The following is a 10,795-nucleotide window of genomic DNA, read 5'->3' on the forward strand; positions in this document are numbered from 1 at the left end:
CCCGCGATCCGCCCGAACGACACATCCAGCCGCCCGGCGGCCAGCTCCGCCGCCGCCCCGGTCAGCCCGCTGTGGAACCGCGCGACCAGCTCGCAGCTGTCCGGCACCCGCCGCCGGGCCTCGGCCAGCACCCGGTACGCGGTGCCGACCGGCGCCCCGACGTCCACCACCAGCGGCCGGCCGGCCCCGGCCCGGCACGCGACGGCCAGCTCGTCGTGGGCCGCCAGCACCCGCCGCGCGTACGGGAGCAGCCGCGTCCCGTCCGCGGTCAGCGCGACCTTCCGCGTGGTCCGCACGAAGAGCGGCGCCCCCAACTCCCGCTCCAGCCGCCGGATATCGCGGCTGAGCGCCTGCTGGGCGACGTAGAGCCGGGCGGCGGCCCGGGTGAAGTGCAGCTCGTCGGCGACCGCGGTGAACGCCCGCAGCAGCCGCGGTTCGATGTCGTACGGCACCACCCCATCCTCACACCGGCACCGGCACCGGCCCCGCACGGCCCCGGTGCGGCACAACTCACCACACGGGCGCGTCAATCGGCCCCGGTCAGGTGTTGGACGCCCGCCGGGGAGCGCCGCGACCGTGGACGGCGTGATCCTCTTCCTCGCCGCCCGGCCCGTGACGCCCCCGCCGGTACGCCCCCGGCCCCGCCGCCCCCGCTCCCCCTACGCCCGGATCTTCGCCGTCCCCGGCACCCGCGCCTTCACCGCCGCCAACCTGGCGGCCCGCCTCCCCATGGGCATGTTCGGCGTCAGCGCGGTCCTGATGATCGCCGGCGCCCGCGGCTCCTACGCGCTGGCCGGCGCGGTCACCGCCACCGGGCTCGCGGCGACCGCCCTGGTCGGCCCCTGGACCGCCCGGCTCATCGACCGCCACGGCCAGTCCCGGATCGCCGTCCCGGCCACCGCCCTGGCCGCCCTCGGCTCGCTCGCCCTGCTGCTGTGCGTCCACTTCGGCGCGCCCCCCTGGACCCTCTTCGCCTGCTATGCCGCCACCGCCACCACCCCCAACACCGGCGGGCTGTCCCGCGCCCGCTGGGCGCACCTCTTCCGCGACGACCCGGCCGCCCGGCACACCGCGAACTCCTTCGAGCAGGCCGCGGACGAGCTGTGCTTCCTGCTCGGCCCGGTCCTGGCGACGCTGCTGTGCACCACCGTCGCCCCGGAAGCCGGCACCGCCACCGCGGCGGCCCTGCTGCTGACCGGCGTCCTCCTCTTCGCCGCCCAGCGCCGCACCGAACCGCCGGTGGCCGCCCGCCCGCCGGCCCGCCGCCGCTCCCCGCTCCGCCGCCCCGGCCTGCCGCCGCTGCTGCTGGCCTTCCTGGCCACCGGCGCGGTCTTCGGCTCCCTGGAGGTGGTCACCCTCGCCTACGCGGACCGGCACGGCATCCGCGCCGCCGCGGGCGCCCTGCTCGCGCTCCAGGCGGCCGGTTCGTGCGCCGCCGGACTCCTGTACGGGCTGCTCCGCCCCGCGAACCGCCCCGCCCGCCGCTTCCTCGCCTGCACCGCCGCCATGACCGCCCTGATGCTGCTGCCGCTCCCGGCCGCCGCTACGGGCTCCCCCTGGGCCCTGGCCGCGGCCCTCCTGACGGCCGGCATGGCCACCGCGCCGACCATGGTCACCGGGATGGGACTGATCCAATCCCGCACGCCCGCAGGCCAGTTGAACGAGGGGATGACGCTGGCGGTGACCGCCCTGCTGGCCGGTATCGCGGCCGGCTCGGCGGCCGGCGGCTGGAGCGCGGACCACCTGCCGGCGCCCGCCGCCGGATACGCCGTACCGGCCGCGGCGGCGGCGCTGGCGCTCGCGGTCACCGCGACGGCCTCGGCCCGGCGGGCATGACGGGCGGCCCCCGGGTAAGCGACCCACCCCGGGTAACGGGCCCGCCCCGGACAAGGGGGGGTGCGGGTGGCGAAGCCCCCGCTTCGCGCGGCGAAGCCGCGCACAAACGACGAAGGCGACGTGGCCCGCGCTTTTCGCGGGCACACGTCGCCTGTCGTCTTCGTGGAGATGGCGGGAATCGAACCCGCGTCCAACGGTGCGGAATCAGGGCTTCTCCGAGTGCAGTTCGCTGCGATTTTCTCGGCCCCGGAGATCACGCGAACAAGTCTCCGACGGGCTCAGTCACTGTTGGATTTCCTCCTGCACCCCGTGACCGGGTTCAGGAGTTTAGTTCCCTAGCTGATGCCAGGATCCGGGTCGGGAACATCCCCGGGCTGACACTTCGCAGGTCGCTACTTAGGCAGCGAGGGCGAAGGAATCGCGCTTGGTGTTGGCGATTATTGGTTGCGACACATGGTTAACGAGATCATTGCCGCTTCCTCGACTCGCTTCCCCTGCTTCGACATCCGCTGTCGAAACCGATCATCCCCATGTTGATTTATCAAGGTGGTGCACACCCCTCCTGGGGTGCGCACCCATCGTACGTGACCAACGCACGGCGGTGCCAGCGTATTCCCCGGTGGCTCCCGGCGGCCCCGTAAGAGGTTCGCTCGTACGAGGTCCCCTCAGGCGCGCTGCTTGCGGCGGGCCGCCGACATCGCCCGCTCCGCCTCCCGGCGGTCCTGCTTCTCGCGGAGCGTCTGCCGCTTGTCGTACTCCTTCTTGCCCTTGGCCAGCGCGATCTCGACCTTGGCCCGGCCGTCCTTGAAATAGAGGGACAGCGGCACGATCGTGTGCCCCGACTCCTGGCTCTTGGACTCCAGCTTGTCGATCTCGGCGCGGTGCATCAGCAGCTTCCGCTTGCGCCGCGCGCTGTGGTTGGTCCAGGTGCCCTGGGCGTATTCGGGGATGTGTACGTTGTGCAGCCAGGCTTCGTTGCCGTCGATCTGGACGAATCCGTCCACCAGCGACGCCCGGCCCTGGCGCAGCGACTTCACCTCGGTGCCGGTCAGCACCAGACCGCACTCGTAGGTGTCCAGAATGTGGTAGTCGTGCCGCGCCTTCTTGTGCTGCGCGACGAGCTTGCGCCCGGCGTTCTTGTCCTTGCCCTTGTCCTTAGCCATAGTGCGGCCATTTTCGCACTACACGCCGGTGCCGAGGCCACTCAATACTGTGCGGGCCCGGTTCTCCGCATGGTCCTCGACGATCAGGTCGGGGGTGATGCCGGCGCCGTCGACGGCACGGCCGGCGGGGGTGCGGTAGTGGCCGACGGTCAGTTCGGCGACCGAACCGTCGGCGAGCTCGCTGGGCATCTGGACCGAGCCCTTGCCGAACGTCGGGGAGCCGACCACCACCGCCCGGCCGCGGTCCTGGAGGGCGCCGGACAGCAGCTCGGCGGCGCTCATCGTGCCGCCGTCGACCAGCACGACCAGGGGGATGCGGGTGTCGCCGGCACGCTCGGCGTACAGGGCGCGCTCGATGCCGTGGATGTCGTAGGTGGCGACCAGGCCGCCGTGCAGGAAGACCGACGCGGTGGCGACGGCCTCGGTGACCAGGCCGCCCGTGTTGCCGCGCAGGTCCAGCAGCAGCCCGTGCCGCGGGTCGGCGGCGGCGACCGCGCGCCGGACGGCCGCGCCGGTGCCCCTGGTGAACGCGGCGACCTTGATCCGGGTCGGGCCGCCGGCGCCGGACGGGCGGTCCACGGTGACGTTCTGGGTGCGCAGCCGGGCGCGGTGCAGGGTCACGTTCCAGTGCCGGCCGGCCCGCTCCAGGTCCAGCCGGACGGGGGTACCGGCCGCGGCCCCCGGAGCGCCCCCGGGGTCGCCGCGCAGCCGGGCTACCGTCTCGGTGACCGGCCGCCCCCGGGACACCCGGCCGTCGATGGCGTCCAGGCGGTCCCCCACCGCGATCCCGGCGCGGGCGGCGGGGCTGCCGGGCTGGACCCGGGACACCGTGATCCGGCCGCCGGGCCGCTGCCGCACCCACAGGCCGACGCCGACATAGGCGCCGTCCAACTGCGCCTGGAAGTCCTCGAATTCCCCGGGGGTGTAGATCGCCGACCAGCGGTCGCCGCTGCGGCTGACCACCTCGGCGGCGGCCTGCGAACCGGACTTGCCGTCCGCGACGGCCTGCGCCGCGGCCCGCTCGACGGCCGCGCGGTCGGCGGCCGGCTGCCCGGCCGGGCGCTGCGCGGCGACCTGTTCGACGGCGCCCTCCGCCTCCTCGTGCCAGGCCCCGGTCGCCGCCCCCGCGGCCAGCACCCCGGCGAGGAACAACGTAAGGGCCGCCCCGCGGCGGATGCGGCGGGGCCGGCCGTACGAACACGGGCCCGACATGCGGGTGAGTCTAGGCGACGGAAGGGCGCCGTACGGGGAGTTGTCCGTACGGCGCCCTTGGCGAAGCTCACACCTTGAGGTACTTGCGCAGCGCGAAGAACGCGGCGAGCGCGGGCATCAGCAGCCCGATGAGCAGCACCAGCGGCAGCACCGCGATCACCGAGTCCCAGCCGATGAAGTTGATCACCTGGATCTTCTTCGCCAGCCAGTTGTTGATGAGGAGGTACTTGCCGCCGCCGATCAGCACGCACGCGAACAGCGCGCCGAGCAGACCGGCGATGGCGGCCTCCAGGATGAACGGCATCTGGATGTAGAAGCTGGACGCTCCCACCAGCCGCATGATCCCGGTCTCCCGCCTGCGGCTGAACGCCGACACCCGCACGGTGTTGACGATCAGCATCAGCGCAACGACCAGCATCAGCCCCATCACGCACAGCGCGGCGATGTTCATGCCGTTGAGGAGGTTGAACAGCGGCTCGACGGTGTCCCGTTGATCCTGCACCTGCTCGACGCCGGGCCGCTCCGAGAACGCCGACTTGATGACCGCGAACTTCGTCGGGTCCTTCAGCTTGACCCGGAAGGACTCCGGCAGCTGGTCGGGCGTCACCAGACCGGCGACCGGGGTGTCGCCGAACTGCTCCTTGTAGTGCTTGTACGCCTGGTCGCTGGACTCGTACTGCACGTTCTGCACGATCGGCAGCCGGTTCAGCTCGGCCTTGATGTCGTCCTTCTGCTGCTGGGTGGCCGCGCCCTTGGCGCAGTTGCCGGCCGTTTCGGAGTCGTTCTTGTTGCAGAAGAAGATGGAGACGTTGACCTTGTCGTACCAGTAGCCCTTCATGGTGCTGACCTGGTCCCGCATCAGCAGCGAGGCGCCGAACAGGCCGAGCGACAGGGCTACGGAGACGATGACGGCGAAGGTCATCGTGAGGTTTCGGCGGAGACCGACGCCGATCTCCGACAGGACGAACTGGGCGCGCATGGCGTCCTTTCAGTGCTGGTAGCCGTACACGCCGCGCGACTGGTCGCGTACGAGCCGGCCCTTCTCGAGTTCCATGACCCGCTTGCGCATCTGGTCGACGATCTGCTGGTCGTGGGTTGCCATGACCACCGTCGTACCGGTCCGGTTGATCCGGTCCAGCAGCTTCATGATGCCGACGGAGGTCTGCGGGTCGAGGTTGCCGGTGGGCTCGTCCGCGATGAGCAGCATCGGGCGGTTGACGAAGGCCCGTGCGATGGCGACGCGCTGCTGCTCACCACCGGAGAGCTCACCGGGCATACGGTCCTCCTTGCCGCCGAGGCCGACGAGTTCGAGGACCTCGGGCACCGTCTTGCGGATCTGCCCGCGCGGCTTGCCGATGACTTCCAGCGCGAAGGCGACGTTCTGCCCCACCGTCTTGTTGGGGAGCAGCCGGAAGTCCTGGAAGACCGTGCCCACCTGGCGCCGCATCTGCGGGACCTTCCAGTTGGAGAGCTTGGCGAGATCCTTCCCCAGTACGTGCACGGCGCCATGGCTGGCACGCTCCTCACGCAGGAGCAGCCGCAGGAAGGTGGACTTACCGGAGCCCGAGGAACCCACCAGGAAGACGAACTCGCCGCGCTCGATCTCCAGGGAGACGTCCCTGAGGGCGGGGCGGTTCTGCTTCGGGTAGGTCTTGGAGACGTTGTCGAATCGGATCACTGATGCACCACGGTCGACCTGGGTAGGGGCACGGGTTACCGGTGAGGGCTCCCGTCGGTGAGCGTGACCCTACGCGAACCTCGGGTGGCGGCGAAGCCGTCGTGCGGAGTTGGTGCATTTCGTCACGGCGCCTAGGGGGACAAAAGGCGCACAATCCCGCGGGGCGCGCCGTTCGGCGGCGGAGCTGGCACAGTGGTAGGGGGAACCATCGCTCCTCCTGGTGCGTTGGTGCGGTAAAGAAGGAGGTCGCATGACGTACGACCGATTGGTGTGCGCCAATTGCGCGGCCCCTGTGAGCGAGGGCCGCTGCCCTGTGTGCCGGGCGAGCAGGGAACGGCTCCAGCAGCAGGCCGGTATTTTCGGCCAGCTCAACCCCGCGATGCTGGTGGCCCTGCTGATCATGCTGGTCGCGCTCGCCGCAGTGCTGCGCCAGGCCGTGGCGTAACGGCGCCCGCGGTCCCGTCACCGCGCCGGCACCCAGGGTGACGGCGGCGGCCCGGGGCGGTCTGCCGCCGCATTCGCGCACGAGGGTGCCCGAATGCCGTATCCGTACACCGAGGGGCCCGGGACGCATGCGTCCCGGGCCCCTCGTCGTGTGCCGCGTCAGCGTCAGGCAGCCGCCGCGCCGCCACCGTTCTTGTTGATCAGACGGGGCAGGACCCGGAAGCCCACACCGCCGGCGATCATCGTGGCCGCGCCGATGATCAGGAAGGTGGTGCCGGACGCACCGGTCTCCGCCAGCTGACCACCCTTGGCCTGCTGCTTGGCCTGACCCGGGGTGTCGACGACCTGGTCCTTGCCCTGGCCGGGCTGGTCGACCGGCTTGGAGCCCTGGTTGTCGGTGCCGGTGCCGGTGCTGTCGCCACCGGTGCTGCTGTCGCCGCCGGTGGAGGTGCCGCCGGAGTGGCTGCCGCCGGTGGTGCCGCCGGTGTTGCCACCACCCGTGGTGCTGCCGGTGGTGCCACCGGTGTTACCGCCACCCGTAGTGCTGCCGGTGGTGCCGCCGGTGTTGTCGCCACCGGTCTGACCGCCGGAGTTCTGGCCACCGGAGTTCTGACCACCGGTGTTGCCGCCGGTGGTGCCACCGCTGCTCTGACCGCCGGTCTGGCCACCGGAGTTCTGGCCACCGGTGTTGTCGCCACCGGTCGACTGACCACCGGTGTTGTGACCACCGGTGCTGTCGCCACCCGTGGAGTCGCCGCCGGTCGACTGACCGCCGGAGTTCTGGCCGCCGCTGTTGCCGCCGATCTCGCCGCCGGTGGTGGTGCCGCCGGAGTTCTGGCCGCCGGTGGAGTCGCCACCGGTCGAGTCACCGCCGGTGGAGTCACCGCCACCGAAGATGCCACCGAGGAGACCGCCGATGAGGCTGTGGTCCTGGTGCTTGGCCTGGCCGACATTGTCGGTACCTGCGGCGGATGCCGCGCCGGCGGCGGTGAGCGACGCACCGGCCGCGATCACCGCACCGGCCGCAATGCGCGCTACGCGCAGCCGCGTCTTCTTCGTCATGTGCCTGCTACCCCCAGTAGCTGAACTCGTCAATGGAGCATCGCTGTACGGGGCAACGGCCGATGGGGGTACGCGAGTCCCGGCCCCGCACTGCCGGCGGGCCACTCAACTCCCCGTTCATACACGCGCCCCATGACATACGCATGCCGCGCCCAGCCTTCCCAGTTCTCCGAACATCGTCAAGGTCGATTAAAGGTCCGATGTCTGAATTGCCATGGCTTGGGCGATACATGGACGTACGACTGTGACCTAACCGCCACCGCACACAGCAACTGCCCCCCTTCGGGGAGGCAGTTGCTGTCGGCTTTCGCGGCTTCCTTCGCGGCCTACTTCGCCTGCTGCTCCTGCTGCTTTCGCCAGCGGATACCGGCCTCCAGGAAGCCGTCGATGTCACCGTCCAGCACGGACTGCGGGTTGCCCACCTCGAACTCCGTCCGCAGGTCCTTGACCATCTGGTACGGGTGCAGCACGTACGAACGCATCTGGTTGCCCCAGGAGTTGCCACCGTCGCCCTTGAGGGCGTCCATCTTGGCCTGCTCCTCCTGGCGGCGACGCTCCAGCAGCTTCGCCTGGAGGACGTTCATGGCGGTGGCCTTGTTCTGGATCTGCGAGCGCTCGTTCTGGCAGGAGACGACGATGCCGGTGGGGATGTGCGTCAACCGGACCGCGGAGTCGGTGGTGTTGACGCCCTGGCCGCCGGGGCCCGAGGAGCGGTAGACGTCCACCCGCAGGTCGGACTCGTCGATCTCGATGTGGTCGGTCTGCTCGACGACCGGCAGCACCTCGACACCCGCGAAGGAGGTCTGGCGGCGGCCCTGGTTGTCGAACGGCGAGATGCGCACCAGGCGGTGGGTGCCCTGCTCCACGGAGAGCGTGCCGTAGGCGTAGGGCACCTGGACGGCGAAGGTGGTCGACTTGATGCCGGCCTCTTCGGCGTACGAGGTTTCGTAGAGCTCGGTCTTGTAGCCGTGGCGCTCGGCCCAGCGCAGATACATCCGCTGGAGCTTCTCGGCGAAGTCCGCGGCATCCACCCCGCCGGCCTCGGCGCGGATGTTGACCACGGCCTCGCGGGCGTCGTACTCGCCCGAGAGCAGCGTGCGGACCTCCAGCTCGTCGACCGCCTTGCGGACGTCGGCCAGCTCGCCCTCGGCCTCGGCGCGGGCGTCCTCGTCGCCCTCGGCCTCGGCGAGCTCGAAGAGCACCTCGAGGTCGTCGACACGGCCGCGCAGCTCCTCGGCCCGGCGCAGCTGGCCCTGGAGGTAGGACAGCTGGCTGGTGATCTTCTGCGCGTTCTCCGGGTCGTCCCACAGGGAAGGCGCCGCGGCCTGTTCCTCAAGCACGGCGACATCGGCCCTCATCCTGTCGAGGTCCAGGACGGCCTCGATCGACCCCATGGTCGAGGAGAGGGACTTCAGCTCTTCGGATACATCGACGACTGCCACGCACCCAGCCTAACGGCTGCCGCCGGCAACATGCCCCGGCCCGGTGGTCCGGATCCCCCGGGCCCGATGCACAGCGCCCGCCGGGCCCGTACGCCGGGGCGTCCCACGGCGGCGTACGGGACCCGGGCGCCCGTCACGGGGTGGTGCCGCCCGGCTGGTGCACGCCCGGGGTGGCGTCGCCCGGCTCGTCGCCCGACGAGGCCAGCCAACCGCCGAGGGCCGCCGCCACGACGACCAGCGCGGCGGCCGCGCCGAGCTTGATCCGGCGGCGGCGCACCGCCTCGGCCGTCGAGCGGTGCCGGGCCGAGCCCGCCCGGCGCTCGCCGGCGGCCCGCGGGGTGCGGGCGGTGCCGTGCGCGCCGCCGGCCAGTTCGTCCGGGCCCGGGACCCGCATGCTGGTGTGCGTCTCCCGGTTGGAGTCCGGCGCCGACCCCTGGACCAGTGGGACCGCGCCCCGCGGCGGGCCGGCCTCGCCGGGCGCCGCGGCCGGGTAACGGGAATCCTCGCGGGACCCGGCGGGGGCGCCGCTCTCCGCCTCGTCCTCGGGCCGGTCACCCTCGGGCTCGTCGATGTCCAGCGGCGGCATACCGGCCAGGCCGGGCAGGATCTCGCGCAGCCGGGCGGCCAGCTCCGGGGCGCGCAGCCGGGACGCGGGCGCCTTGGCCAGGCACTGGACCAGTAGCTGCCACAGCTCGTCCGGGATCCCGGGCAGCGGGGCGACGCTCTCGGTGACATGGCGGCGCAGCACCGCACCGGGGTGCCCGCCCCCGAAGGGCGTGAAGCCGGCGAGCATCTCGTACAGGACCGTCGCCAACGCGTAGACGTCCACCGAGGCGCGCGGCGGCAGCCCCTCGATGATCTCCGGGGCGAGGTAGTCGGGGGTGCCGATGACCTTGGCCGAGCGGAGCGGGGCGGAGCTTCCGCCGGCCGGGGGCTGGGCGAGGGTCCTGCGGGGGGAGTCGACCAGCCGCGCGATGCCGAAGTCGGTGAGCAGCGCGGGGTGCGCGCCACCGGGGCCGAGCGAGCCCTGCATGTCCAGCAGGACGTTCTCCGGCTTGACGTCGCGGTGCACGATGCGGGCCGCGTGCGCGGCGGCGAGGCCGTCGGCGACATCGGCGGCGATGGCGACCGCCGCCTCCGGGGCCAGCCGGCGCTCGCGCTCCAGACGGGTGCGCAGGTCGGTGCCCCGTACGAGGTCCATGACCAGCGCCAGGTCGGCGCCGTCGACGACCAGGTCGCGGACGCCGACGACATGCGGGTGCTCCAGGCTCAGCAGCGCCGCCCGCTCCTGTACGAAGCGGCCGACGAGCTCCTGGTCGGAGGCGAGATCCTCACGCAACAGCTTGATGGCCACGGCCCCTTCGGGACCCTCGCCCAGCCATACCGTGCCGGCACTGCCGCGCCCCAGGATCTGGTGGGCGGTGTACCGGCTGCCGATCTTCCGTGCCAAGACTGCTCCGACGTGTCGGGCCCCCGAGCGTCCTGCGGGGGCTGAAGTTGGCGTCAAAGCTACGCGTGCGCCGGGGGGTTCAGTGCCCTGAATGGCGGCAACCTTCACTTCTGTACGGGAATTCACCGGTCAGAAGTCGACAAATCCACGATGTCGCGCCGGTCCGTCCGTACGGGACGTCAGCCGCCGAGACTCTGTACGAAGTGCTGCACGCTCTTGAAGACGTCACCGACCTGCGCGAAGAAGCCCTTGGTCGTCCCGATCCACTGCTGGAGCGGGGTGAACTCCCACACCAGCCAGCCCGCCACGAACAGCAGCAGCAGCGTGAACAGGCAGCCCTTGAGGCAGCCCAGCCCGGGGATCCGCATCGGGTTGGCGCTGCGCGGGCGCGGCTCGCGCCGGGGCCGGGGCTCGCGGGCCGGCGGGCGCTGCGGCTCGTAGTGCTGCGGCGGCGGCTCCTGGCGACGCTGCGGGGGCGCCGGCCGCTGCTGCGCGTACGGCGGCGGGC

The 10,795-nt window shown here is 71.8% G+C and carries 10 protein-coding genes, 1 other RNA gene and 1 pseudogene; 2 read left to right on the forward strand and 10 right to left on the reverse strand.

Going from position 1 to position 10,795, the window contains the following annotated elements:
• A partial coding sequence (locus RZ84_RS41055; RefSeq protein WP_277816901.1) for a LysR family transcriptional regulator occupies positions 1 to 452 on the reverse strand: 452 nt, incomplete at its 3' end.
• A gap of 124 nt (positions 453 to 576) precedes the next feature.
• Between RZ84_RS41055 and RZ84_RS13710 the strand changes: the two genes are divergently transcribed.
• Positions 577 to 1,836, forward strand: coding sequence for an MFS transporter (locus tag RZ84_RS13710; protein ID WP_043264556.1), 1,260 nt, complete (start codon positions 577 to 579; stop codon positions 1,834 to 1,836).
• Positions 1,837 to 1,996: 160 nt separating this feature from the next.
• On the opposite strand, the gene ssrA is transcribed toward RZ84_RS13710, so the two are convergent.
• The 5 genes from ssrA to ftsE form a co-directional block, all read right to left on the reverse strand.
• Positions 1,997 to 2,366, reverse strand: a transfer-messenger RNA (tmRNA) gene (gene ssrA, locus RZ84_RS35545).
• Positions 2,367 to 2,501: 135 nt separating this feature from the next.
• Entirely contained in the window at positions 2,502 to 2,999 is a 498-nt protein-coding gene (gene smpB / locus RZ84_RS13715; protein ID WP_043264557.1) for an SsrA-binding protein SmpB, read from the reverse strand.
• 18 nt (positions 3,000 to 3,017) lie between these two features.
• Positions 3,018 to 4,211 carry a S41 family peptidase gene (locus tag RZ84_RS13720; protein WP_078893743.1) on the reverse strand — a complete coding sequence of 398 codons (1,194 nt, stop codon included), beginning with the start codon at positions 4,209 to 4,211 and terminating at the stop codon, positions 3,018 to 3,020.
• Between the two features lie 67 nt (positions 4,212 to 4,278).
• On the reverse strand, positions 4,279 to 5,190 hold the full coding sequence (gene ftsX / locus RZ84_RS13725; RefSeq protein WP_043264559.1) for a permease-like cell division protein FtsX: 912 nt from the start codon (positions 5,188 to 5,190) through the stop codon (positions 4,279 to 4,281).
• A gap of 9 nt (positions 5,191 to 5,199) precedes the next feature.
• Positions 5,200 to 5,889: a cell division ATP-binding protein FtsE gene (ftsE, locus tag RZ84_RS13730; RefSeq protein WP_030069385.1), complete on the reverse strand. Its 690-nt coding sequence runs from the start codon at positions 5,887 to 5,889 to the stop codon at positions 5,200 to 5,202.
• Between the two features lie 250 nt (positions 5,890 to 6,139).
• Between ftsE and RZ84_RS13735 the strand changes: the two genes are divergently transcribed.
• Complete coding sequence (locus tag RZ84_RS13735; RefSeq protein WP_043264560.1) at positions 6,140 to 6,334, forward strand: hypothetical protein; 195 nt, start codon at positions 6,140 to 6,142, stop codon at positions 6,332 to 6,334.
• Positions 6,335 to 6,498: 164 nt separating this feature from the next.
• Here the strand turns inward: RZ84_RS13735 and RZ84_RS13740 are convergent, their stop codons facing one another.
• From RZ84_RS13740 to RZ84_RS41060, 4 genes and pseudogenes are all read right to left on the reverse strand, one after another.
• Positions 6,499 to 7,395: an LPXTG cell wall anchor domain-containing protein gene (locus RZ84_RS13740; RefSeq protein ID WP_043264561.1), complete on the reverse strand. Its 897-nt coding sequence runs from the start codon at positions 7,393 to 7,395 to the stop codon at positions 6,499 to 6,501.
• Positions 7,396 to 7,721: 326 nt separating this feature from the next.
• A complete protein-coding gene (gene prfB / locus RZ84_RS13745; protein ID WP_043264562.1) occupies positions 7,722 to 8,837 on the reverse strand; it encodes a peptide chain release factor 2 in 1,116 nt (371 codons plus the stop codon).
• Positions 8,838 to 8,970: 133 nt separating this feature from the next.
• On the reverse strand, positions 8,971 to 10,287 hold the full coding sequence (locus RZ84_RS13750) for a serine/threonine-protein kinase (RefSeq protein WP_043264563.1): 1,317 nt from the start codon (positions 10,285 to 10,287) through the stop codon (positions 8,971 to 8,973).
• Between the two features lie 179 nt (positions 10,288 to 10,466).
• Positions 10,467 to 10,795, reverse strand: a pseudogene (locus RZ84_RS41060) (serine/threonine protein kinase); the annotation flags it as partial.

The organism is Streptomyces sp. CT34 (assembly GCF_000805335.1).
Lineage (GTDB): Bacteria > Actinomycetota > Actinomycetes > Streptomycetales > Streptomycetaceae > Streptomyces.

Bases quoted from the DNA above. Each gene is read 5' to 3' on its own strand.
- smpB (WP_043264557.1), bottom strand. From the start codon at position 2,999: ATGGCTAAGGACAAGGGCAAGGACAAGAACGCCGGGCGCAAGCTCGTC.
- RZ84_RS13720 (WP_078893743.1), bottom strand. From the start codon at position 4,211: ATGTCGGGCCCGTGTTCGTACGGCCGGCCCCGCCGCATCCGCCGCGGG.
- ftsX (WP_043264559.1), bottom strand. From the start codon at position 5,190: ATGCGCGCCCAGTTCGTCCTGTCGGAGATCGGCGTCGGTCTCCGCCGA.
- RZ84_RS13735 (WP_043264560.1), top strand. From the start codon at position 6,140: ATGACGTACGACCGATTGGTGTGCGCCAATTGCGCGGCCCCTGTGAGC.
- RZ84_RS13740 (WP_043264561.1), bottom strand. From the start codon at position 7,395: ATGACGAAGAAGACGCGGCTGCGCGTAGCGCGCATTGCGGCCGGTGCG.